26 protein-coding genes are annotated in these 22,758 nt (G+C 40.6%); 16 read left to right on the top strand and 10 right to left on the bottom strand.

The annotated features are described in order from the left end of the window. Positions 1–46 precede the first annotated feature (46 nt). Entirely contained in the window at positions 47–994 is a 948-nt protein-coding gene (yhaM, locus tag BA70_RS10025) for a 3'-5' exoribonuclease YhaM (protein WP_034321502.1), read from the top strand. 116 nt (positions 995–1,110) lie between these two features. Beyond that, a complete protein-coding gene (locus BA70_RS10020) occupies positions 1,111–1,341 on the top strand; it encodes a sporulation YhaL family protein (RefSeq protein WP_034321499.1) in 231 nt (76 codons plus the stop codon). A gap of 58 nt (positions 1,342–1,399) precedes the next feature. On the opposite strand, the gene BA70_RS10015 is transcribed toward BA70_RS10020, so the two are convergent. Continuing rightward, on the bottom strand, positions 1,400–2,272 hold the full coding sequence (locus BA70_RS10015; protein WP_034321496.1) for a peptidylprolyl isomerase: 873 nt from the start codon (positions 2,270–2,272) through the stop codon (positions 1,400–1,402). A gap of 161 nt (positions 2,273–2,433) precedes the next feature. On the opposite strand from BA70_RS10015, the gene BA70_RS19500 reads away from it, so the two are divergent. Continuing rightward, positions 2,434–2,520, top strand: a complete 87-nt coding sequence (locus BA70_RS19500) for a YjcZ family sporulation protein (protein WP_008361129.1) — start codon at positions 2,434–2,436, stop codon at positions 2,518–2,520. 145 nt (positions 2,521–2,665) lie between these two features. Further along, entirely contained in the window at positions 2,666–2,755 is a 90-nt protein-coding gene (locus BA70_RS10005) for a YjcZ family sporulation protein (RefSeq protein ID WP_017360317.1), read from the top strand. A gap of 53 nt (positions 2,756–2,808) precedes the next feature. Here BA70_RS10005 and BA70_RS20565 read toward each other — a convergent pair whose 3' ends face one another. Both BA70_RS20565 and BA70_RS10000 read right to left on the bottom strand, forming a co-directional pair. Next, positions 2,809–2,994: a hypothetical protein gene (locus BA70_RS20565; protein WP_072368131.1), complete on the bottom strand. Its 186-nt coding sequence runs from the start codon at positions 2,992–2,994 to the stop codon at positions 2,809–2,811. Positions 2,995–3,075: 81 nt separating this feature from the next. After that, on the bottom strand, positions 3,076–3,594 hold the full coding sequence (locus BA70_RS10000) for a DUF3267 domain-containing protein (RefSeq protein ID WP_034321494.1): 519 nt from the start codon (positions 3,592–3,594) through the stop codon (positions 3,076–3,078). Positions 3,595–3,824: 230 nt separating this feature from the next. Here BA70_RS10000 and BA70_RS09995 point away from each other — a divergent pair, with 230 nt between their 5' ends. After that, entirely contained in the window at positions 3,825–4,169 is a 345-nt protein-coding gene (locus tag BA70_RS09995; protein WP_007497157.1) for a YhaI family protein, read from the top strand. On the opposite strand, the gene BA70_RS09990 is transcribed toward BA70_RS09995, so the two are convergent. Both BA70_RS09990 and BA70_RS09985 read right to left on the bottom strand, forming a co-directional pair. Further along, complete coding sequence (locus BA70_RS09990) at positions 4,147–4,767, bottom strand: HTH-type transcriptional regulator Hpr (protein ID WP_034321487.1); 621 nt, start codon at positions 4,765–4,767, stop codon at positions 4,147–4,149. The two genes, BA70_RS09995 and BA70_RS09990, sit on opposite strands and share 23 nt — an antisense overlap. A gap of 187 nt (positions 4,768–4,954) precedes the next feature. Then, entirely contained in the window at positions 4,955–5,311 is a 357-nt protein-coding gene (locus tag BA70_RS09985) for a YtxH domain-containing protein (RefSeq protein ID WP_034321484.1), read from the bottom strand. Positions 5,312–5,439: 128 nt separating this feature from the next. On the opposite strand from BA70_RS09985, the gene yhzF reads away from it, so the two are divergent. Continuing rightward, on the top strand, positions 5,440–5,631 hold the full coding sequence (gene yhzF, locus BA70_RS09980; RefSeq protein ID WP_034321482.1) for a membrane protein YhzF: 192 nt from the start codon (positions 5,440–5,442) through the stop codon (positions 5,629–5,631). Positions 5,632–5,679: 48 nt separating this feature from the next. On the opposite strand, the gene BA70_RS09975 is transcribed toward yhzF, so the two are convergent. The 3 genes from BA70_RS09975 to BA70_RS09965 form a co-directional block, all read right to left on the bottom strand. Next, a complete protein-coding gene (locus BA70_RS09975; protein WP_034321480.1) occupies positions 5,680–6,198 on the bottom strand; it encodes a tryptophan transporter in 519 nt (172 codons plus the stop codon). A 127-nt stretch (positions 6,199–6,325) separates the two neighbouring features. Then, on the bottom strand, positions 6,326–7,405 hold the full coding sequence (gene serC, locus BA70_RS09970; protein WP_034321477.1) for a 3-phosphoserine/phosphohydroxythreonine transaminase: 1,080 nt from the start codon (positions 7,403–7,405) through the stop codon (positions 6,326–6,328). A 161-nt stretch (positions 7,406–7,566) separates the two neighbouring features. Further along, the gene (locus BA70_RS09965) at positions 7,567–7,995 is read right to left on the bottom strand and encodes an HIT family protein (RefSeq protein WP_008348883.1); all 429 of its coding nucleotides are present in this window, start codon (positions 7,993–7,995) and stop codon (positions 7,567–7,569) included. Between the two features lie 467 nt (positions 7,996–8,462). Here BA70_RS09965 and BA70_RS09960 point away from each other — a divergent pair, with 467 nt between their 5' ends. From BA70_RS09960 to BA70_RS09950, 3 genes are read left to right on the top strand one after another with little or no spacing between them, the layout of a single operon-like run. Next, on the top strand, positions 8,463–9,203 hold the full coding sequence (locus BA70_RS09960) for an ABC transporter ATP-binding protein (RefSeq protein WP_008361146.1): 741 nt from the start codon (positions 8,463–8,465) through the stop codon (positions 9,201–9,203). Then, on the top strand, positions 9,196–10,416 hold the full coding sequence (locus BA70_RS09955) for an ABC transporter permease (protein ID WP_034321476.1): 1,221 nt from the start codon (positions 9,196–9,198) through the stop codon (positions 10,414–10,416). Before BA70_RS09960 ends, BA70_RS09955 begins: the two co-directional genes overlap by 8 nt. A 53-nt stretch (positions 10,417–10,469) precedes the next feature. Continuing rightward, positions 10,470–11,177, top strand: a complete 708-nt coding sequence (locus BA70_RS09950) for an EcsC family protein (protein ID WP_034321475.1) — start codon at positions 10,470–10,472, stop codon at positions 11,175–11,177. 28 nt (positions 11,178–11,205) lie between these two features. On the opposite strand, the gene BA70_RS09945 is transcribed toward BA70_RS09950, so the two are convergent. Next, a complete protein-coding gene (locus tag BA70_RS09945; RefSeq protein WP_034321473.1) occupies positions 11,206–12,393 on the bottom strand; it encodes a M20 family metallopeptidase in 1,188 nt (395 codons plus the stop codon). 122 nt (positions 12,394–12,515) lie between these two features. On the opposite strand from BA70_RS09945, the gene BA70_RS09940 reads away from it, so the two are divergent. Beyond that, positions 12,516–12,866, top strand: a complete 351-nt coding sequence (locus BA70_RS09940; protein WP_034321470.1) for a hypothetical protein — start codon at positions 12,516–12,518, stop codon at positions 12,864–12,866. A gap of 27 nt (positions 12,867–12,893) precedes the next feature. Here BA70_RS09940 and BA70_RS09935 read toward each other — a convergent pair whose 3' ends face one another. After that, positions 12,894–13,379, bottom strand: coding sequence for an antibiotic biosynthesis monooxygenase family protein (locus BA70_RS09935; protein ID WP_034321467.1), 486 nt, complete (start codon positions 13,377–13,379; stop codon positions 12,894–12,896). Between the two features lie 127 nt (positions 13,380–13,506). On the opposite strand from BA70_RS09935, the gene BA70_RS09930 reads away from it, so the two are divergent. From BA70_RS09930 to BA70_RS09905, 6 genes are all read left to right on the top strand, one after another. After that, a complete protein-coding gene (locus BA70_RS09930) occupies positions 13,507–15,642 on the top strand; it encodes a transglycosylase domain-containing protein (RefSeq protein ID WP_034321463.1) in 2,136 nt (711 codons plus the stop codon). A gap of 124 nt (positions 15,643–15,766) precedes the next feature. Beyond that, positions 15,767–16,825: a uroporphyrinogen decarboxylase gene (gene hemE / locus BA70_RS09925; protein WP_034321460.1), complete on the top strand. Its 1,059-nt coding sequence runs from the start codon at positions 15,767–15,769 to the stop codon at positions 16,823–16,825. 32 nt (positions 16,826–16,857) lie between these two features. Then, positions 16,858–17,796, top strand: a complete 939-nt coding sequence (gene hemH / locus BA70_RS09920; RefSeq protein ID WP_034321457.1) for a ferrochelatase — start codon at positions 16,858–16,860, stop codon at positions 17,794–17,796. A gap of 22 nt (positions 17,797–17,818) precedes the next feature. Continuing rightward, complete coding sequence (hemY, locus tag BA70_RS09915) at positions 17,819–19,231, top strand: protoporphyrinogen oxidase (RefSeq protein WP_034321454.1); 1,413 nt, start codon at positions 17,819–17,821, stop codon at positions 19,229–19,231. Between the two features lie 174 nt (positions 19,232–19,405). Then, positions 19,406–19,984: a TetR/AcrR family transcriptional regulator gene (locus BA70_RS09910; protein WP_034321451.1), complete on the top strand. Its 579-nt coding sequence runs from the start codon at positions 19,406–19,408 to the stop codon at positions 19,982–19,984. Between the two features lie 65 nt (positions 19,985–20,049). Further along, positions 20,050–22,359, top strand: coding sequence for a YhgE/Pip domain-containing protein (locus BA70_RS09905; RefSeq protein WP_034321449.1), 2,310 nt, complete (start codon positions 20,050–20,052; stop codon positions 22,357–22,359). Positions 22,360–22,758 lie beyond the last annotated feature (399 nt).

Raw genomic sequence — 22,758 nt, 5'->3', positions numbered from 1 at the left:
TATGTTATACTTATATGAGCAGAAATATGGAAGGAGCTTTTATTGAATGGCTAAAGGGATCATGACCTATGATGTCGGCGAACAAGTTGACCTGCATTTATTAATTAAATCATCTACTAAAGGTATTGCGAGTAATGGCAAACCATTTTTAACATTAATTCTTCAAGATCAAAGTGGAGATATTGAGGCGAAGCTATGGGATGCAAAGCAGAATGATGAACTCACATATGCACCACAAACCATCGTGAAGGTAGTAGGTGACATTCATCATTATCGCGGGAGGAACCAGCTGAAGCTTAGGAATATACGCCCTGTTGCTGAAAACGAACAAATTCGAATTGATGATTTTCTCGAAACAGCTCCTATTCCAAAACACGATATGATGGATACGGTTATGCAATATATCTTTGATATGAAAAACCCTAATATTCAGCGTGTCACAAGACATTTGCTGAAGAAATACGGACAGGAATTTGCTGATTATCCAGCAGCGACCAAAAATCATCACGAATTTGTCTCAGGTCTCGCCTATCATGTGGTGTCCATGCTGCATTTAGCGAAATCAATTGTTGACCTATACCCATCACTAGATCGAGATCTTTTATATTCTGGCATCATTCTTCATGATTTAGGGAAAGTAAAAGAGCTTTCGGGTCCAGTCTCAACCACATATACGGTTGAAGGGAACTTAATTGGTCATATTTCCATTATGGTGACAGAAATTGCGAAAGCCGCAGAAGAGCTTGGTATTGATTCAGAAGAAATTTTGATTTTACAGCATTTAGTGCTGAGTCATCACGGAAAGGGAGAGTGGGGAAGTCCTAAACCACCAATGGTGAAGGAAGCAGAAATTCTCCACTATATTGATAATCTAGATGCGAAAATGAACATGATGGATCGTGCGCTTGAGCATGTGAAGCCTGGAGAATATACAGAACGTATTTTTGCACTAGAGAATCGTTCATTTTATAAACCAACCTTTCATGATCAATAACAATGTCAAAACGTCCGTTTCATGCGGGCGTTTTTTTCATAACTTGTCTTCTTTTCGCATAAGCATATAACACAAAGGAAGAGAGAGAAGTCCTGAAAAAAGGAGGCGATGAAAAGATGTTGTTTTTTCCATGGTGGGTGTATGCATGTATCATTGGCATTATTTTCTGTGCATATAAATTAATGACGACAGCCAAAGAGGAGCAAGAGATTGATCAATCCTTTATTGAAAAGGAAGGAGAAATTTTTATCGAGCGAATGGAACAGGAAAGAGAGCGCAGACGTCAGGATCAGCAAGTGAAAAGATCACAGGAAACAGTGAAACATGAGGATCATTCGATTGCTTAAATATCATTTCATACAAAACCCCCTCTGCTTGTTGAATGCAGAGGGGGTTTTTTAGTGATTATTGATTTTGAGTTTCTGTTGTTTGTTGAGATTTTTCTTTGAACGTGTTTTGAAGTTCTTTGTCTTTTACTTTCACATCAGCGTCTTTTACCAATTTGTTTAAGATGGTTTGGACTTCATTTGTGTCAGCTTGTTTTTGATCGAGCAGTTCTTTTTTCAAGTCCGCTTTCATGTCATCGTATTTACCACGTTCTTCGGTCTTTTTGATGATATGGTAGCCGAATTGTGATTTCACTGGTTTACTGATTTCATTTACTTTTAGTTTGAAGGCAGCTTTACTGAAGTTCTCATCCATTTGGCCTTCTTTTGCAAACCAGCCTACATCGCCACCTTGGGCTGCTGAAGCCGTGTCAGTTGAATATTCAGACACAAGGGCATCCCATTTTTCACCTTTATCTAATTTCTTTTCCACTTCTTCAGCTGTTTTCTTATCAGCTACTAAAATGTGGCTTGCGCGGATTTTCCCTTTTAGGTCATCGTAATACGCTTTTACTTCTTTATCAGTGATTTTGATGTTAGCTTTGGCAGCCTTTTGAGTCAGCAGCTCATATTTCACTTGATCTTTGATGTAATCTTTTCCGAATTCATCTTGAAGTTGTTTTAAACGATCTTCACCAAGTGTCTTTTTATATTCTTCCATTTTCTTATCAATTTCTTTATCTGATACTTTGTATTTGTCAGCAAGAACCTTTTGTTGAACAAGTAGGTTTAAAGCATCTCCACCTGCTTGTTTCTTAAGAGTTGTATAAAGCTCTTCTTTCGTGACATCTCCTGATTTTGTTGTTGCGATTACTTCTTTATCACCGCTACTGCATGCGCCAAGAGTTAAAACACTTACTGCTGTTACAGCTGCTAAAGCCATTTTTTTCATTCAAAAAACACTCCTAATCTTTCCAATTTATTTATCGTTGTTTGTATCATAACATATTGTGACACGCAGTAAAAAGAATTGCAAATGGAAGGGCATTCGTCTAGTCAAAAATTTGCACGTCACATACACATATAGTGATCACAAAAAGGAGGCTGAATTATATGGGAGCAGGATATTCTAATGGGTTTGCTTTATTGGTCGTGCTATTCATTTTGCTGATCATTGTTGGTGCAGCATATCTTTATTAATTAAATCGCTGTTACAGAAAGGAGCCGTCCTGCCATGCGTGCGGGCGGTTCTTTTTTCAAACGATGACAGGTGCCTAAACGTTTTCAATTTTTCTGCATACACTGAGCTTAGAACAGAGGAAGACCTGGCAGGAGGTGTTTTCACATGGGAGGAGAAGTCTTTGCTGGCGGTTTTGCACTAGTCGTCGTGTTATTTATCTTATTGATCATTATCGGTGCTTCTTGGATTTGCTAATAGATCATAGAACACAAAAAGCTGCCCTCAAACCGGCAGCTTTTGCTTTGATCTTAAATAGAAATGGTAATTTCAACAAATGATGAGATAAGTAAAATCAGTATTGATACATTGATAAAGCGAAACACCTTATCTTGCCGTTCTTCAGGAATCTCTCTGACAAGGCATAATGTATTAGTAAGCCTGTTTATTGAATACACAATAAACGCGGCAAAGACGATGAAGTAAAATAAAACTATCGGAGATCCCCCCTCTCTCTACTATTCCATACTACATTACCAAATTTTTTATGAAAAAGATAGAAGTTGGCTTTAAAAACCTCATGATGAGGAGGTTTGGTCAACTAAAATATCAAACTCGTCTTGGGCTTGATCGATGATACAGGATTTTGGTGCTTTTAGCAGTTTCCATGCAAATAAAAAATCAGGCAAACAATAGCCTGCATGAATACTTGCGATGATGATAAAATAGTGTGCGTACATTGGAAACGCTATGCCTAAAACAAAGTAAACAGGGGAGATGACACAAAACGGGCTGAGCAGTGAGAAAAGCATCACTCTCTTTGGCACGCGCTGCCAGCAATTTCGTTTAAATAACGTCATTTTTTTCTTGTTTTTCATCACTGGTATCAAGTGAACCACACGGTGGACAAGCAATGTCGCGAGTAAAAGCACAGCAAAAAGCGGTGCATTGTGACTGCTTAGTCTCGTTTCAGGATGAGTCAGTTGAAAACATAAAAAAGCCATAATGAAAAAAAGTATAGAAAGACTTATGGCTGAAATCATCATTCTCGTATAACCATAATCCTTTTCGAGATTAATGGTCTTCCAACAATTCATTTTTCATCCTTCCAATCTAAAATCTAATTGAATATCTCAAGATAATTTACTCTTCCTGAAGATAAAAATCAATGGTTTTCATGAAAAAAAATAAAATGTTGCATTCATATGGAATAAAGAGAGGAAACTTTGGATTTTTCAAGAAAAAAAGACATAAGGGGAGGTTCGTCTCTTTCGTCAATGAGTAATTTCGGCTAAAATAGAAAGACTAAGAGAAAGAGGGAACGTACATGAGTATTGAGGAACGAATGAGCCAGCTCGAATATTATATGGAACTTTTACTGACGGCGACAGATATGAGCCGTTATCCATATTATGCGCTATTGATCCGGCAGCGTGTATCGAAAGAAGAAGCAAAGGACATTGAGCGTATTTGTGCTGAGCTTTCAGATGAAATGGACAAGCAAAAAGCACAAGGCTATGTCATGTTTGACGATCTCCTTGCGCTTTTTGCGGGACAGTTAATTGAGAAGCTGGATGTTCATGAGACGATTTTTGCTCTGCATGATCAAGGGCTGTTTCAGCCTTTAATGAATGAATTTATAAAGATCATTAAACAATTTGATTTGCTTTAGCCGCTTTTTCTGCTGCCTCAGCTGAGTCTTCAAGTTCCTCAGACTTTTTCGTGATTTTTCCACGCTCATTCAAAAAGTCCTTCTCAATGTTTGAAAACGATTTCTCAAAAATCTCCATGAAGTCCTCACCATAAATGTTTCGGATAATACACATCATTTCTAAAATTTCAGGGAACTTTCCGTAAATGTCATGAAGCGGCTGTGCGCCTTTGACAATACCATTTCTGGCCGGGTCATAATCTTCGAGTAGTTGATGGAATGTCTCTTCGCCTTTTGGCGTTAGCTCAATATACGTATTGCGTTTATCGTTTAACTTTTTAGAAAATTTTAAAAATCCTCTTTCCTCCAGTTTTTTGGAGAAGTTAAACGCAGTTGATACATGCATGACGCCAAACTTTGCAATTTCTGATATTGAAGCTCCTTTTAATTGGTACGCAATCCACAAAATATGATGTTCATTAATATTCAGGTTATACGGTTTGATCCACTGCTGCCAGTCTTTCTCAATGGATTTCCAAAGAGCTTTGCTCAATTGGGCCATTCTTTGACTGAATAAAAGTGCTTCTTTTACATCGAAAGGCTTTTCCGAATGATTCATCCATTTCACCTACTTCTCTTTTTCTTGTAATTCTATTATGCCAATAAAATAAAGATTAATAAAGCTGAAAATTCAAGAATTTTAAAATGTCATGAAAAACATTGACAAAATAACCTTTTTTCAACAAAAAAAATGCGGGATACGCACCCCGCACACTTTTGTAAACGAATATTTATTTGGGAGTATATTAGTTTTGTAAGGTTTTCTCCAGTTGTTTGAGCTTTTCCTCAATTTCCTGAATTTCCTTTTGTAAGTCCTGTTGATGAGGTTTGATGTCTTCGCGCCATTGCTGAATAGATGTTTGCAATTCAGCCCCAACCTCTTTAATGACTTCTGCACTTTCTTTTGCTGTTTCAACAATTTGCTCTTTTAAAGCTTGTCCATCTCTTTTTAATCTTGTCAGCGTATCTTCGAATTTGTCATAGCTGTCTTTCATCTTTCCGCGTACATCTCTGCCAGAAGAGGGAGTCGTCAGGAGCACTGCCGCACCTCCGAGGAGACCGCCTACAAATAATCCTGTTAATAAAGAACGTCCACTAGCCATTCAAATCACCTCTAGTCAAATTTTACACATTCGCATGTTCTCTCTGAGCTGATGATCAGCTTCATTGAACTTCCATACATAGCTTGCTTTATTTTAGCATACTTTTGAAGAAAAGGGAGGGGAGAAGGTTGTCTGTCTTTCTGTTCGTTTTTACGTGTATCGGTGTCGTTTTCACAGGTGGTTCCATTCATTATGCAAGACAGCTTGGATATGCAGGGTCTTATCCGCCAAAACATGTATTAAAGCAAAAAGCACTTGTGTGTGCGGCAGGTGCAGGGATTTCGCTTCTCGTTTTGCTGCTTACCCTTTTTCTTTTATAAAAGCATGAAAAAAACCTCTTCATCTGACATGAAGAGGTTCGTTATTCGTTAAGCGACTTCTATCATTCTTGCACGCTTTAGAATGGACTGAGCAATCGGGAAGACAAATACCATGGCAATGGTATTAATCACGACTGCTGGTAGGACAACACCCACAAGAAGTGCCGGTAATGCAGCTGGCAGTCCGGTGATCAGTAAAGCGGCAGATAGGAAAATGACGCCGGATACGATGGTTCCAATAGCAGTTAATACAGCGGTCAGCACAACTTTGTTCTTCATCTTCTGGCAAGACAAGAAAAGGGCTAGGAAGATAAAGGCTGTCACTGGTTTATCAATCATATTTGGAATTTGTCCGCCTGGGAAACCCGTTGTCAAAGCGGAAATGACCCCCGTCACGAGGGCAATCACGACTACATGCTGTACCTTAGGGAAAAGGATGATGCTTAAAAACATCATGACCAGCATCATATCAGGTTTCATTCCGAAAAAGATGGGCGGGAAAATCGTATGCAAAACAGCTCCCATTGCTGCAAGCAATGACATAATCACTAATTCTTTTGTTTTCATTTCTATGCTCTCCTCTGCTAAGCTCTTATAGGACTCTCCAATAATATGGCTCATCATTTATTGCAAGAGTCATCACTTTATATTTCTCGTTATTATAACAAATTTATTTCAAGATAGAAAAGCCTTTTTACTCATTTTCTTGCTGGAACTTTTTCATAAAGTCCGCAAGCTTTTGGCAGTTTTCAATCGAAACCGCATTGTAAATAGATGCTCTGCATCCACCGACAGAACGATGTCCTGCAAGTCCAACCATTTGTTCTTGTTTGGCTTTCTCCACAAATGATGCGGTAAGTGCGTCATCACGAAGGGTAAACGTGACATTCATATGAGAACGGCTGTCAGCGCGTGCATGCCCTTTGTAAAAGCCGCCACTTTGATCAATCGTCTCATAGAGAATGGCCGCTTTTTGTTCATTGCGTTTTTCCGCTGCTTCTACGCCGCCAGCGTTTTTGACATGCTCAAGGACAAGAGACAGCATATAAATCGCAAAAGTCGGTGGTGTGTGGTAAAGAGAGTTGGCTTTTGCGTGTGTTGAATATTTTAATATTTTTGGCGTGCCGTTTTTTTCTTTCTCTAAAAAACGTTTGCGCGCGATCACAATCGTGATACCAGAAGGTCCTAAGTTTTTTTGTGCCCCTGCATAAATGAAATCAAATGAAGAAACGTCTATTTGTTTGCTGAGAATATCACTGGACATGTCCGCAATGAGCGGAAGTGAAGTGTCTGGGAACGTTTTCCACTGTGTGCCGAAGATCGTATTGTTTGATGTGATGTGCAAGTAAGCACCGTCTGTTAAACCGGAAGCATCTACATCTGGAATATACGAATAATTGTCATCTTTACTTGAGGCAAACACAGACGTTTCACCAAATCCTTTTGCTTCAGACAATGCTTTTTCTGACCAAGCGCCTGTTTGAATGAAATGAGCCGTTTCGCCTTCATGTAAGAAGTTCATAGGAATCATCGCAAATTGAAGACTAGCTCCACCTTGTAAAAAGAGGATCTCATAATCTTCTGGAATGTCCATCAGCTCGGTCAAAAGCGCTTTTGCTTTATTGTGGACTTCTTCATATTCACCGCTGCGATGAGAAAGCTCCATCACAGACATCCCAGTTTGTTTAAAATCAACAAGTTCTTCTTGTGCTTTTTGAAGCACTTCTAGCGGCAGTGCCGCCGGACCAGCATTAAAATTCGTCGTTCGCTTCATCACAATCTCTCCCTATTTCTCGCGTTAATGGATCAAAAGATAAAACCATCCTATCACAAATTTGAAGCATTTGGACAAAAAATTTGAATCGTTCTAAAAATCTTACTATTAGGAGATGTAAGCCTTAAAAAGGTGGCAGAAATAAGAAAAACCTCATCCCTTTAAGATGAGGTAAGCCGCGTGTGAATGGCAGAAGAAATGTCTTTTAAATCCTCTGACGTATATTGATCTTGATGTGACTTCCATACGGCGCCAAAGCCATCTCCTTTGCCGTAGCGCGGAATGATATGCATATGATAATGGAACACAGATTGTCCGGCTTTTTCACCGTTGTTGTTCAGGAGGTTTAAACCAATTGGTTCAAATTCCTGTTTGATTGCCCTTGCAATTTTCGGAATCGCTTGGAAGTAGTGATTAGACACTTCTGGTGTCATGTCATAGATGTTTTCTTTATGTATTTTCGGGATTACAAGGGTATGCCCTTTTGTTACTTGGCTAATATCAAGAAAAGCCAATACATGCTCGTCTTCATATACTTTTGCACATGGAATGTCTCCATCAATGATCTTGCAAAAAATGCAGTCGCTCACGCCATGTCACTCCTCATTATTTTTCCTTTATCGTATCACAAAAAGAAGCAAAAAAGAAAACAGGATAAGCGAACTCCTTTGGTCGCTCATCCTGCTCCTGCAGAAGAAATGCTGATGCTTTCATTCGATATGCCTTTTGAATTCTCTATTTACTGAAATAAAGAATTCATATGCCTGCTATTTCTGCCGTAAACACCTCATTTGACGATTGTATAGGACACAAAAATCAAGAATCAGTGAAGCAAAACAGAAGCTAAGGTTTTTAGATGAAAAACCAACTTGTCATGCGGTTCTTTGCCTTTAACAAACACCTCATTTACTTATTGGTCATCAAGTTCATTTCTTCTACATACATTATGATGACCAATGCGCCTATTTTTTATTCAGGGCTCGTCTATAGGTAAACATTTCAAATTACCCTTCGTTTTTGGTACTATAAAGGAAAAAAGAAAGAAAGGAACGAACTCATGTCCCTTTTAACTGTAAAAGATGTAACGGGTGGATATACGAAGAATCCCGTTCTAAAAAATATTTCATTTGAATTAGAAAGAAATCAAATTGTCGGTCTCATTGGCTTAAATGGAGCGGGGAAAAGCACAACCATTCGTCATATCATCGGTTTGATGAAACCACATAAAGGTGTCATTGAACTGAATGGACGAACACTACAAGAAGATCAAGAGGCGTATCGTTCGCAATTCACCTTTATTCCAGAAACACCTGTTTTATATGAAGAGTTAACACTAAAAGAGCATTTAGAGCTGACAGCGATGGCTTACGGTCTTTCAAAGGAACAACTCGAAGAACGTCTACCATCATTGCTGAAAGAATTTCGAATGGAGAAACGGCTGAAATGGTTCCCTGCTCATTTTTCTAAGGGTATGAAGCAGAAGGTCATGATTATGTGTGCGTTTCTTGTTGAACCAGAGCTGTATATCATCGATGAACCGTTTTTAGGGCTTGATCCTCTTGCGATAAATGCACTATTGGAACGAATGAATGCTGCAAAGAAAAACGGCGCTAGTGTTCTGATGTCAACGCATATTTTGGCGACAGCTGAACGTTATTGTGACTCCTTTATTATTTTGCATGAAGGTGAAATCAGAGCGAAAGGAACACTGACAGAGCTAAGAGAACAGTTCAACATGAGAGATGCGACACTTGATGATCTTTATTTGGAATTAACAAAGGAAGAAAGCTATGAGTAAAACAACGCAAACCATTTGGAAATCACGATTAGAGGAACACGTACAAGACACAAGAAAATATTTAAAATACATGTTCAATGATCATCTTGTCATTGTGCTTATTTTTTTCCTTGCAGGCGGGGCGAGCTGGTATAGCGGCTGGCTTAAACATATTCCAACTCACTTCCCTTCGTACTGGGTCATGGCAGTTGTTTTCTCACTGGTGCTGACAAGCTCTTACGTACGTACGTTGATCAAAGAGGCAGATCTCGTGTTTTTGCTTCCTCTGGAAGCGAAGATGGAGCCTTATTTAAAAAACGCCTTTAATTTTAGCTTCCTTTCGCAGCTGTTTCCTTTGATTGCCGTATCGATTATCGCACTCCCGCTTTATTCGGCTGTATCTTCAGGAGATTTCATGCTTTATGTGCTGATCTTGGCGCAAATGATCTTGATAAAGGGCCTGAATACAGCGATTCAGTGGAGAATCACTTATTTTCAAGGAAAGCATGTCAGATGGCTTGATGCAGTGTTTCGTTTTCTATTGAATACGTTTCTGATGTATACCGTTTTACAGGCAGCCTATGCGATTGCAATTGTTTTTTATCTTATATATGCTGTCTATCTTATTTACTTAACAAATGCAGTGAAAAAACAGCCTTTTCAATGGGAATTGCATATTTCTGATGAATTAAAACGGAAACAGCGCTTCTATCGCTTGGCAAACTTATTTACAGATGTGCCTCATTTAAAGAAACAGGTGAAAAGAAGAGCGTACATGGACTGGATTTTGCAGTTTGTTCCTTACGAGCAGCGTAAAACTTTTTCTTACATGTATGTGAGGGCGTTTTTACGTTCAAATGACTATTTTGGTCTTGCGTTTAGATTAACGGTCGTGTTTGTGCTGATTATTCTGTATACAGGCGCAGCAGATTGGGTGGGTGCGTTACTTGTCTTGTTCACAGTATTTATCACAGGTGTACAGCTTGTTCCTTTAACGAAGCACTTCGCTCATCTTTCATTACAGACACTATATCCAGTTTCTCAGCAAGAAAAGGATCGTAGCTTCTTTGTTCTCGTCCGTAATGTACTCATCATCCAATCGATCTTGCTGAGCTGCGCGGTACTCCCAGCAGGAGGATGGAAGGGAAGTGGACTTGCTCTTCTCATGTCATTGGTATTTGTGCTTGTTTTATTCAAGCCTTACGTCCAAAGTCGATTAAAAAAGATGAGATAAGTGAAAATCTATTTTTTACAGCGAGCGTATGATGACATCAAGGAGGGAACCGGATGAATGCAGCTGAACGGGAGTTGTATGAAGAAGCTATTCTTTTTCAAACGCGATTTTTAAGAAAACCATCAAAGATCGAACGGTTTTCAAAAGGAGTTCAGCAGCAAGTGAATCGCCGAATCCCTGCTAGGTTTCATCAAGTCATCACAAGTGCGGTTAAATCAATGGTCGAATCCACCGTAGCAGGGACGCACTTCACTTCATTTTCAGTGATCGATGAACAATTAACGATCGTAGAGAGAAATGAGGTGGCAAAGGATAAAGTGAAGTATTATCAAAAGGCGGCGGCGATCGAAGGGATTGGAACAGGGGCAGGCGGTTTATTCCTCGGAATGGCGGACTTCCCGTTGCTGCTGAGCATTAAGATGAAATGTCTTTATGAGCTAGCATGTATTTATGGCTTTGATTTGTCTCAAAAAGAGGAAAGACTCTTTTTGCTTTGTATTTTTCAGCTCGCCTTTTCAAGCAGTGCACATCGTCAAAAGATGATGAAGGTCATTGATGATTGGGAAACAAGCCGGGAGGAAATGGATTGGTACAGCTTTCAGCAGGAGTATCGAGATTACATTGATCTTGTGAAGCTGTTTCAATTAATGCCAGTCGTCGGTGCGGCTGTTGGCGGTGTGGCCAATCATCAGCTGACAGGACAGCTCGGGGAAGTCGCACGCCATGTGTTTCATTTACGAGTGTTGAAAGAAATGAAGTGAAAAAGCCGCTGTCGTCAGCGGCTTTTTGTTATTCATCGTAGGATAGGACGGCGTGAGCGAGTACCTTTGCTGCGACAGGCATTGCTTTTTCGTTGATATCGAATTTCGGATGATGATGTGGATACACATCCTGACTGTTTTCTGGCATAGCTCCTGTGTAGAAGAATGTGCCAGGAACATGGTGTAGGTAGTAAGCAAAATCTTCTCCGCCCATTTGGGTTTCCGCTTCTTTTACTTCTATGACACCTTCTGTTTGCCTTGCTATTTCAGCCATATATTCAGTTGGCTTTGGGTGATTTTTGACAGCAGGATATCCTCTCACATATTCATATGTGTACGATGCATCATGCATGTGGCAAACCCCTTTCACCACCTGTTCAATTTCACGTTCAATGATATGTCGTGCGCTTTCTTCAAAGGATCGTGCAGTACCGGTTAAAACGGCTGAATCGGCAATGACGTTAAAGGCATTCTCAGCCACAAAACCTCCAACAGACACAACAGCTGAATCAATTGGATTGACTTTACGGGCGACAACTTGCTGCAAGTTTGCGACAATTTGTGAACCGATGAGTACGGCATCTTTTGTTAGATGAGGCTGGGCGCCGTGTCCGCCTTTACCTTGGACTTGAATAGAGAAACGGTCGGCGGCTGCCATAAAGTTCCCGCTTTTATAAAGAACGGTGCCACAAGGTTCTGATGACCAAAGGTGAGTACCGAATATGATATCGACTCCGTCTAAACAGCCGTCTTCAATCATCGGTTTAGCGCCGCCTGGAGCATATTCTTCAGCGTGCTGATGAATGAGGACGATTTTCCCTTTTAATTGATCCCGATGGGCATGTAAGATCTTTGCTAATACAAGAAGGGTCGCTGTGTGCCCGTCGTGACCGCATGCGTGCATCACACCTGGTTTTGTCGATCGATAAGGCACATCCTTTTCATCGTGGATAGGCAGTGCATCAAAATCAGCTCTGAGGGCAATCGTCGGCCCCGGGGAAGCTCCTTCAATAAAAGCAAGAACGCCATGACCACCCACCTGAGTACGTGTTGGTATATGTAATGTGTCATAGTAGTTAGCGATGAAAGCGGCTGTTTCTTCTTCCTGAAAAGAAAGTTCAGGATTCATATGGAGATGGCGTCTAATTTCAACCATTTCCTCATAATGTTCATCAAGACGTTCATTGATGCTTTTTTGTAAAGTGGATATTGTCATTGATTCGATTACCTCCTTCATGCTCTTTTACTGATTGTATGGTAATTGTTAGAATCTTTCAACAGAAGAGGATTTCGTGTTCAACATCAAAAGGTCATTTTACATAAAAGTCGAAGGTTGATATGAAGCTGGCAAAAGGGGGAAGTGGCATTGGGAAACTGTCCAAATTGTTCAAAAGTATTTTCTTTCGTCGAAAAGTTTCATTTATCTCACACGAGAATGATGATGTGTCCAAGCTGTCGGCACCCAATCAAAGAAACGTTTGTCTCAAAGATGAGTTTTTTCATGATCTGCTTGATTCCGTTATTGGTGCTGCTTATTCAGTTGAAAGGCGCTTCACCTATGTTGAAGTGGCCGATCTTATTAGGGTGGATATTGCTGAATTTCTATGTGCTTCAGCCTATCATTCATCGGTACGAGCTAAAATGAAGTTGTTGAAAAGAAAAGCCCAGCTAAAGGGCTTTTTTTCATGAAAAAAGAAGTGCTAAAGCAGCACTTCCTTAATTGTCTATGACGGCATGGTAGGATGTGAGATAGGCAGGACGAGAGAAGATGGAGCCTGTATCCTCGTGAGGCTGAAAGAATGCTTCTGATTCTTGAAAGTCTTGAAATAAATCCTCTGATTCCCAAAGTGTCAAAATCAGATAGACCTCTTCATCTTTTTGTGGTCTTAAGACACGCAGAGCCTTGAAGCCGCGCTGATGCTCTGAAATGTTTGTTTTCTTTTGAAAGGTGGATTCAAAAAGTGCTCTGCTTTCAAGCTTAACAGGGATATGATTCAAGGTGACGAAGCCAGATTGGACAAGCTCGCCTTTCGCATAAATCACATCATAGGCATGAGGGGCTTTAAATACGGTCTCTCCCTCGGTTTCATGAAAAAGAGCTGCTTGTTCTTTTCCAACCATATAAAGTAGATTTTCCAGATGGTGTTTCTTTGCGATTCTATGCAAAAAATCTGCTGTTCCATATGTAATATAGAAGTTCATCTAAACCGCCTCCTGCTTGATAGTATAACAAAAGAATGATATATAATTCTTTGGTAGTCAATCCATAAAACATATTATGAAGCAATACATCCCATACTATCCGTATAAAGGAATGAGGTGACCTAATGTGAAGAAAAAGAAGATAATCATTCCGTTAGTCATTGCAGGAAGTACACTCGTGCTTTCATTTATTGGCTATCTGACCATTTTATTTTTAGGACATTATGTCATAGATGAGAAGAAGCTTGTTTTTCACGCTTCCTCAAAAATCATTGATCAAAATGGAAAAGAACTCACAAGTATGTATTCAGAAAATCGGGACCCTGTGTCATTAAAGGAGGTACCTGATAAAGTAGCGAAAGCTTTTGTTGCTGTCGAGGACAAGCGTTTTTATGAGCATCATGGAATTGATGCACAATCTATTTCAAGAGCGGTTTATCGAGATATATTAGCAGGAGGAAAGGTAGAGGGCGGGAGTACGATTACCCAGCAGCTCGCAAAAAATATTTTTCTCACAAACGATAAAACCTTTCTTCGAAAAACAAAAGAAGTCATTATTGCTATTAATTTAGAAAGAGATTATTCAAAGGATAAACTGCTTGAGATGTATTTGAATCAGCTTTACTTTGGCCATGGCGTCTATGGGATTCAGGCGGCAGCCAATTATTATTTTAGTAAAGATGTCAAAGACTTAACTGTCAGCGAAGGTGCTACACTTGCTGCTATGCCAAAGGCACCGTCTTCTTACTCGCCTGTTTTACATCCTGATAAAAATAAAAAAAGGCGAGATACCATCCTGAATTTAATGAATGAACAAGGATATTTGTCATCCACAGAAACAGTAGAAGCAAAAGGGAGAACACTCGGCATCCATTTGAAAAAGAAATCAGAAACGCCTTGGGTGGACAGCTATGTCGATCTCATCATTAAAGAAGCAGAATCAGAGTATGCCATTTCACATGAGCAATTGCTTCAAGGTGGCTATACCATTACCGTCCCGATCAATATGAAGTTACAAAAAGTCGCCTATGATGCGATGAAGAACAACCGTTATTTCCCGGGAAAAAGCGGTTCTCCGGAAAGCAGCGCCGTGTTTATTGATAACGAGTCTGGTGGAGTAAAAGCAGCCATTGGAGGACGAGAATATCAAGCAAGGGGCTATAACAGGGTAACGGCTGTTAGACAGCCTGGATCTGTTTTCAAGCCGATCGCGGTGTATGGTCCGGCGATGCAGGAGAAAAAATTCAGGCCTTATTCACTGCTTGAAGACAAAGAAAAAAGCTATGACGGCTATTCACCAAAGAATTACGATGGGCAGTATGAAGGCAGGGTCACGATGGTGGATGCCCTGATGAAGAGTAAAAATACAGCTGCTGTGTGGACGTTAAGTCAGCTTGGCATTGACACCTCTAAATCTTATCTTGAAAAAATGGGAATAGAGATTTCAGATAAAGGACTTGCCATGGCACTTGGCGGCTTAGAAAAAGGGGTTTCTCCATTGCAGATCGCTGGAGCCTTCCATACATTTGCAAATGAAGGCGTGTATAAAAAGCCTTTCTTTATTCAGAAAATCACAAATGATGAAGGGGAAACAGTTGAGAAGAATCGAAACAAGCAAGAGCGAGTGTTTAGTGTGCAAAACGCATGGAATATGACAAGAATGCTTCAGCAAGTCGTCAAAGGCGGGACAGCTCAGAGCGGTTCATATGCTGGAGACTTAGCAGGTAAAACAGGAACAACCACCTATTCAGGTGTGAAAGGTGCAACGAAAGATGCTTGGTTTGCTGGTTACACACCTAGTACAACGGGTGCGATTTGGATGGGATATGACAAAACCGATAACAGCCACTATTTAACTGGCGGCAGTCAGTATCCAGTGCAGCTGTTTAAAGATATTTTAACGACAGCCCAAATCACCAATGAAACATTCAAAAAGCCAGAGGGGATTAAAGAACTTCAATCACCGATCCATTTAGAAGGGCTATCAGAATTTGAAGCCCGCTATGCCTTTAAAATCAAAGGATTGTTTACATTGGAGCTGTCTTGGGACGAACAAGAGGATAAACGGGTTGAATATCGCATCTATGAAAAGAGAAATGGAAGCGAGACGCTGATCGACTCAGTGACAGGCGTGGGCAGCTACACAATGCCGTATGCCAATGTGTTTTCAGATGCGCAGTATAAGGTTGTTCCATACAATACCCAAACAAAAGAAGAAGGCGAAGGCAGTTCTTATATCAAGCCAGAGACTTTTGGACGTTAATATTCGGCGATTTTTTGAACATTGAGCCGCTTTAGTATACCGTGCCTTGAAAAAGCGGTATAGTAAAAGCAGTGTTTGAGCCTTATACAAAGAGAGTGTGGGGCGAAAGGTGGAATGAAAGGTAATGGGAAAAACGAAAGCTTTTAATGACACGTTCTTAAAGGCGTGCAAAGGGGAAAAAACAGACCATGTACCTGTTTGGTACATGAGACAGGCAGGACGCTCCCAGCCTGAATATCGTGCCCTCAAAGAAAAATACGGGCTATTTGAAATTACGCATCAGCCAGAGCTATGTGCTTATGTAACAAGACTTCCTGTAGAACAATATGGTGTAGATGCCGCTATTTTATATAAAGATATTATGACCCCGCTTCCGGCTATTGGAGTGGACGTTGAAATTAAAAATGGAATTGGACCTGTGATTGATTCACCCATTCGGACAAAAGCAGATATAGAACGTCTTGGGGAACTTCATCCTGAAGAAGACCTGCCATATGTGCTTGATACAATCAAGCTATTGACGAAGGAGCAGCTAAATGTTCCGCTCATTGGTTTTGCTGGTGCACCATTTACGATGGCAAGCTACATGATTGAAGGCGGTCCATCTAAAAATTATCATAAAACGAAGGCACTCATGTACAGTGAGCCTGAGACGTGGATGCTGCTCATGAACAAATTAGCTGATATGACGATCACGTACATACGCGCCCAGGTAAAAGCAGGTATCAGTGCATTTCAAATCTTCGACTCATGGGTTGGCGCTTTAAATGCAGCAGATTACCGGACATTCATTAAGCCTGTCATGCAGCGGATCTTCACAGAGCTGAAGTCTGAAAACGTACCAATGATCATGTACGGAGTTGGTGCAAGCCATCTGGCAAAAGATTGGCATGACCTGCCGCTTGATGTCGTTGGGCTTGATTGGCGTATGAGTGTAGACGAAGCGCGGAAAGAAGGACTCACAAAAACGTTACAAGGGAATCTTGATCCAACCATCTTACTTTCTCCTTGGGAAGTGATTGAAGAAAGAGCAAAAGATATTTTAGATCAAGGGATGAAATCAGATCACTTCATCTTTAACTTAGGTCATGGGGTATTTCCTGATGTTTCACCAGATACGTTAAAGAAGCTGACAGATTTTATTCACGACTATTCGGCTAAACATAAAAAAACATCCATCTAAATGATTTCAAATGATCTGAAGGAGTGTTGGTTGTGGAGAAAAAGAAAATGGGGCTTCTTGTCATGGCATATGGCACCCCATATAAAGAAGAAGACATTGAGCGTTACTATACACATATCCGTAGAGGCAGAAAGCCTGAGCCAGAGATGCTGCAAGATTTAAAGGATCGCTACAAGGCAATCGGCGGTATTTCTCCTTTATCTAAAATTACAGAACAGCAGGCAAATGGTTTGTGTGATCATTTGAATGACATCCAAGATGATATTGAATTTCATGTCTACATTGGCTTAAAACATATCGAGCCTTTCATTGAGGATGCGGTTGCTGAAATGCATCGAGACGGCATCACAGAAGCTGTGAGTATCGTCCTTGCGCCGCACTTCTCAACCTTTAGTGTGAAATCGTATAACCAACGTGCGCAAGATGAGGCAGATAAGCTTGGTAATCTGAAGATCACTTCTGTTGAAAGCTGGTATGATGAACCGAAGTTTGTGGACTATTGGGTGAAACAAGTGAAAAATACGTATGCATCCATGAGTCAAGAAGAAAGAGAATCAGCGGTGCTCATTGTGTCTGCACACAGCCTTCCTGAAAAAATTATTGCAGCAGGAGATCCATACCCTGATCAGCTCGCACAATCTGCCAAAATGATTGCGGGCGGTGCAGGAATTGAACATTATGAAATTGGCTGGCAAAGTGAAGGTAATACGCCTGATCCGTGGCTTGGACCAGACGTGCAAGACTTAACGCGGGACTTATTCGAACAAAAAGGCTATAAAACGTTCGTGTATGTGCCTGTTGGTTTTGTCGCTGATCATCTTGAAGTGTTATACGATAATGATTATGAATGTAAAGTCGTGACAGATGAAATCGGTGCAGCCTACTATCGTCCAGAAATGCCAAATGCGAAACCAGCATTTATTGATGCGCTGGCGACAGTCGTATTAAAGAAGCTTGACGAAAGCAAGTAATCATATAAAAGAAGGCGATCCTATGCATGACAATCAAAAACACCTTGTCATCATTGGCGGTGGCATTACTGGTTTAGCCGCCGCCTTCTATTTGGAAAAGGAAATCGAAGAAAAAGGTCTCCCTATTCAAATATCTCTTATTGAAGCGAGTCCTAGGCTAGGTGGAAAAATACAAACATTATATAAAGATGGCTACATCATTGAACGTGGACCTGATTCATTTCTAGAAAGAAAGGTCAGTGGACCGCAACTGGCAAAGGATGTCGGTCTGTCCGATCAGCTCGTCAATAATGAAACAGGGCAAGCGTATGTATTAGTCAATGAAACCCTTCACCCGATGCCAAAGGGTGCTGTCATGGGTATTCCAACTCAAATCAGCCCATTCATCACAACAGGTCTTTTTTCAGTTGCAGGAAAAGCGAGAGCGGCGATGGATTTCGTTTTACCAAAGAGCAAGCAGACAGAAGATCAGTCACTGGGTGAATTTTTTAGAAGACGTGTGGGCGATGAAGTCGTTGAGAATTTAATCGAGCCTCTTCTATCAGGTATTTATGCAGGTGACATTGATCGCCTTAGCCTAATGTCTACCTTTCCGCAGTTTTATCAAACGGAACAAAAGCATCGCAGTTTGATTCTTGGGATGAAAAAATCACAGCAGCATGCGAAAGCGCAGCAAGTGACAGCAAAAAAACAAGGACAGTTCCAAACAATCAATCAAGGACTGCAAGCCCTTGTTGAAGCGGTAGAAAGTAAGCTCAAGCAGACGACGATTTATAAAGGGACAAAAGTGAAGCAGATTGAAAAAACAGATGGAGGCTATGGTGTACAATTAGATAGCGGTCAAACGCTTTTTGCAGATTCAGCCATTGTCACTACGCCGCATCAATCGATCTATTCCATGTTTCCAAAAGAAGCAGGGCTTGATTACTTGCATGACATGATATCCACTTCTGTAGCAACGGTTGCTCTTGGCTTTAAAGAAGAGGATGTTCATAATGAATATGATGGCACAGGTTTTGTCATCTCAAGAAACAGTGATTTCTCTATTACAGCCTGTACGTGGACGAATAAAAAATGGCCACATACAGCTCCTAAAGGAAAAACGCTATTGCGTGCGTATGTAGGGAAAGCTGGCGACGAATCGATTGTCGAGCAGTCTGATCATCAAATCGTCAGCATCGTGCTGGAAGATTTGAAGAAAATCATGGATATTAAAGCAGATCCAGAACTGACAACGGTGACTCGCTGGAAAACCAGTATGCCGCAATATCATGTTGGTCACCAACAGCAGATTTCGAAGATGCGTGAAACGTTTAAGCAATCATATCCTGGTGTTTATATCGCAGGTGCTGCTTTTGAAGGTGTCGGAATCCCTGATTGTATTGATCAAGGGAAAGCCGCCATCTCTGAGGCTGTTTCTTACCTATTTTCATAAAAACAAACTCCCTTTTCTGTCATGGAAAGGGAGTTTTTCATATTCGCATGATAAGAAAAAAGTTGTGAATAATAAAACTGAACAAAGTAGTTGCATCTTTAGAAAAGGATATGGTATATTACTTTCTGTACTTAATGACCAAAACGTTCAAATAGTCATTTCGGGAGTGAGATCATGAGTGTTGATAGGAGACAAATGATTTTAGATGGGGCCACGAAGGCATTTACTCAATTCGGGTATAAAGCGACGACAATGGACCTTGTGGCGAAACTTGCCAACGTCGGAAAAGGAACCATTTATACCTTTTTCAAAAACAAAGAAGAGCTGTTTGATGAAATTTTCACTTCCCTTTTAATGGAGATGAGAAAAATTGCTGACGAGGCAATTGATGAGAAGAATAGTTTCTCTGAAAACCTTCACTTAGCACTCTTTGCAATATTGGAATTTCGAAAAAACCATCAGCTCACAATTAAAATCTTTCAGGAAAATGCGGAGCTTGGCACGTCCGCGGTCAAGGAAATGATTGAAAAAATGGAGCAAATGATCATTCGCTATATTAAAACAAAAGTAAAAGAAGCGATTGAAAAAGGCGACATTAAGCCTTGTGATCCTGAATTGACTGCATTTGTGATGGTGAAACTATATATTGCACTTATTTTTGATTGGGAGAAGCGATACGAGCCTTTAACAAAAGAAGAAGTAGCCGAATCATTGGAGCTTTATGTACTAAAAGGGCTTTCTACAACAACGTAATTTTTTTTTGAGTTCAAATGACCAAATTATCAATTTAGTCATTCATCTATGGGAGGAAAACAGCAATGAATTTAATTCGGAATCAATGGAAAGACATTGTGACGAGCAAAAAACTACTGATCCCGATTTTAGCTGTCTTATTTATTCCGCTGATTTATAGTGGTGTATTTTTAAAGGCTTACTGGGATCCATATGGTACAGTTGATCAATTACCTGTAGCGGTTGTCAACTTGGATGAAGGCAGTCATTATGATGGCAAAACGCTTCAAGTCGGCGATGATTTAGTGAAGGAATTGAAGAAGAACGATAGTTTTAAATGGCACTTTGTTGATAGTGAAAAAAAGGCCCTCAAAGGATTAAATAACGAGGACTATTATCTCGTTGTAGAAATACCAAAAGATTTCTCTAAAAATGCAAGTACAGTGCTAGACAAACATCCGAAAAAATCGAATTTGAAATATTATACAAATCCAGGCGCAAACTACGCTGCGTCACAAATTGCAAATAATGCCATTATCAAATTAAAAGATTCGGTTTCAAAGGAAGTCACAGAAAATTATGCAGAGGTCATCTTTGATAACTTTAAAACCATTGCAAAAGGATTAGATCAAGCAAGCGATGGTGCGAAGAAAATTGATGACGGAACAAAAAGCGCAAAAGAAGGCAGTCAAAAGTTAAAAGACAATCTGGCGAAATTGGCTGAAGGAACGTTAACATATAGTGAAGGTGTTCATCAGTTCGCAGGGAAAATGGGTGAACTGAACACAGGGATTCAATCTCTTGACAGCGGGCTTGGCCAGCTATTAACTGGATATCAAACCATCGACCAGAAATTCGGAGAACTTGGCTCAGGAATTGATACATTGAGTGAAGGGCTAAATACAAGCCTTGAAGGACATCAGCAGCTTGCCTCTAAAATGCCGCAATTCACAGCTGGCATTGAGCAGCTAAACAATAAAGCACAGTCGTTTTCGGAAAAAATTGCAGCAGTAGAAAAAGTATTGTCTTCACCAGAATTAGCGAATCTTGAAAAGATGGCGCCTAAACTAGATCAGGTGAAAACTGATGCAAAAGCGTTCAATACAAAACTGGCTTCTTTAAAAGAAGCGCTCTCTAATCGAGATGCAAAAGTAAAAAGTATTATTCAAAACAGCTCAATGACAGATGAAGAGAAAAAGGCGGCAATGGATCAGCTCGAAAGCCTTCCTAAAATTGAACTGCCTGACCTGTCTGGACTTGAGCAAAGCTTAGCGGCCTTGCAGGAACTGCCCGATGCTAGTGAAGTTCAATCTGCGGTTGCTTCGGCAAAAGCACAATTGCAGCAAGTAAAGCAGCTGCCAAATAAAACAGAACAGCTATACACATCTACAGTTGCGATACAAAATGCCATTGATCAAATGACATCTGGTACGAATAAATTGTATCAAGGTGCACTTAAGCTTCAAACAGGTCAAGGGCAATTACAAGAAGGCCTGCAAACAGCAAATGGAAAGCTTGATACAGCGAAAAGTGGTGCGGATAAGCTTGCAAATGGTTCAAGCCAGCTTAGCGCAGCGTTAAATAAGCTAGAAAGTGGTTCAACGAGTATCCAAAGCAACTCATCTAAGCTTGCTGAAGGCTCAAAATCGCTTGATAAAGGATTAGGCGACTTAAAGAGCGGTACAGGGAAGCTGTCCAATAAATTGAAAAGCGCCGCAGATGAAACAGGTGCAATTGATGCGGATCAGGACAATTACAATATGATTGCGAGTCCAGTCAAAACAGAAAACGATACAGCGAAAAAGATTGATAATTACGGAACAGGGCTCACGCCTTATATCTTATCCATGGGACTCTTTGTAGGGGCTCTTATGCTCACCGTTGTATTCCCAATGAAAGACCCTGCTGGACGCCCTAGAAATGCGTTTGAATGGTTTGTCAGCAAATATAGTGTGCTCCTGCTTGTCGGTATCTTACAGGCTGTCATTGCAAGCACCATGCTTATCTTTGGACTTGGTCTTGAGGTGGAGAGTCTCTGGCGCTTCTATCTCTTTGCGATCGTCGTCAGTCTGACGTTCCTAGCGATCATTCAGCTGCTGGCGACAACAATGGGGAACCCAGGGCGCTTCATCGCTGTCATTATCTTGGTTCTTCAGCTTGCAGCAAGTGCGGGTACATTCCCGCTGGAGCTCGTACCAAAATTCTTCCAAGTCATTCATAGTCTGCTTCCAATGACGTATACAATCAACGGATTTAGAACGATCATTGCAAGCGGTGATGACAGCTATTTATGGCACCAAGCAGCGGTCCTTGGAACAGTTGCCATCATCATGATGGCAGCAACAACAGCATACTTTGCTTGGAACATAAGAAAAATGAGACAAGACGAAGCTTAATAAATGAATCCTTTCTCTTTCATAGAGAAAGGATTCAGCGTGTAGACAAACCCTCGCATTCTTTGTCAGTCCTGCGGTCCGGTGCTCACGAATCTCAAATTCGCTCCGCTCTGGTACTCGCCCTTTCTAGACTTCAAAGGTTTTCTATCACGCTGAACAGAAGACAAAAGGCTAAGATAAAGTTCATTTTAGCCCTTTGTCAACAATCTGATCCTTTCTCTTTCATAGAGAAAGGATTCAGCGCGTAGACAAACCCTCGCATTCTTTGTCAGTCCTGGGTGCCGGTGCTCACGAATCTCAAATTCGCTCCGCTCTGGTACTCGCCCATTCTAGACTTCAAAGGTTTTCTATCACGCTGAACAGAAGACAAAAGGCTAAAATACAGTTCATTTTAGACCT

The organism is Bacillus zhangzhouensis (assembly GCF_000715205.1).
GTDB lineage: Bacteria > Bacillota > Bacilli > Bacillales > Bacillaceae > Bacillus > Bacillus zhangzhouensis.
Note: the sequence above shows the minus strand (reverse complement) of the source record. Positions and strands in the feature narration are given on the sequence as shown.

Bases quoted from the DNA above. Each gene is read 5' to 3' on its own strand.
- yhaM (WP_034321502.1), top strand. From the start codon at position 47: ATGGCTAAAGGGATCATGACCTATGATGTCGGCGAACAAGTTGACCTG.
- BA70_RS10020 (WP_034321499.1), top strand. From the start codon at position 1,111: ATGTTGTTTTTTCCATGGTGGGTGTATGCATGTATCATTGGCATTATT.
- BA70_RS10015 (WP_034321496.1), bottom strand. From the start codon at position 2,272: ATGAAAAAAATGGCTTTAGCAGCTGTAACAGCAGTAAGTGTTTTAACT.
- BA70_RS19500 (WP_008361129.1), top strand. From the start codon at position 2,434: ATGGGAGCAGGATATTCTAATGGGTTTGCTTTATTGGTCGTGCTATTC.
- BA70_RS10005 (WP_017360317.1), top strand. From the start codon at position 2,666: ATGGGAGGAGAAGTCTTTGCTGGCGGTTTTGCACTAGTCGTCGTGTTA.
- BA70_RS10000 (WP_034321494.1), bottom strand. From the start codon at position 3,594: ATGAATTGTTGGAAGACCATTAATCTCGAAAAGGATTATGGTTATACG.
- BA70_RS09995 (WP_007497157.1), top strand. From the start codon at position 3,825: ATGAGTATTGAGGAACGAATGAGCCAGCTCGAATATTATATGGAACTT.
- BA70_RS09990 (WP_034321487.1), bottom strand. From the start codon at position 4,767: ATGAATCATTCGGAAAAGCCTTTCGATGTAAAAGAAGCACTTTTATTC.
- BA70_RS09985 (WP_034321484.1), bottom strand. From the start codon at position 5,311: ATGGCTAGTGGACGTTCTTTATTAACAGGATTATTTGTAGGCGGTCTC.
- BA70_RS09975 (WP_034321480.1), bottom strand. From the start codon at position 6,198: ATGAAAACAAAAGAATTAGTGATTATGTCATTGCTTGCAGCAATGGGA.
- serC (WP_034321477.1), bottom strand. From the start codon at position 7,405: ATGAAGCGAACGACGAATTTTAATGCTGGTCCGGCGGCACTGCCGCTA.
- BA70_RS09960 (WP_008361146.1), top strand. From the start codon at position 8,463: ATGTCCCTTTTAACTGTAAAAGATGTAACGGGTGGATATACGAAGAAT.
- BA70_RS09955 (WP_034321476.1), top strand. From the start codon at position 9,196: ATGAGTAAAACAACGCAAACCATTTGGAAATCACGATTAGAGGAACAC.
- BA70_RS09950 (WP_034321475.1), top strand. From the start codon at position 10,470: ATGAATGCAGCTGAACGGGAGTTGTATGAAGAAGCTATTCTTTTTCAA.
- BA70_RS09945 (WP_034321473.1), bottom strand. From the start codon at position 12,393: ATGACAATATCCACTTTACAAAAAAGCATCAATGAACGTCTTGATGAA.
- BA70_RS09940 (WP_034321470.1), top strand. From the start codon at position 12,516: ATGAAGCTGGCAAAAGGGGGAAGTGGCATTGGGAAACTGTCCAAATTG.
- BA70_RS09935 (WP_034321467.1), bottom strand. From the start codon at position 13,379: ATGAACTTCTATATTACATATGGAACAGCAGATTTTTTGCATAGAATC.
- hemE (WP_034321460.1), top strand. From the start codon at position 15,767: ATGGGAAAAACGAAAGCTTTTAATGACACGTTCTTAAAGGCGTGCAAA.
- hemY (WP_034321454.1), top strand. From the start codon at position 17,819: ATGCATGACAATCAAAAACACCTTGTCATCATTGGCGGTGGCATTACT.
- BA70_RS09910 (WP_034321451.1), top strand. From the start codon at position 19,406: ATGAGTGTTGATAGGAGACAAATGATTTTAGATGGGGCCACGAAGGCA.
- BA70_RS09905 (WP_034321449.1), top strand. From the start codon at position 20,050: ATGAATTTAATTCGGAATCAATGGAAAGACATTGTGACGAGCAAAAAA.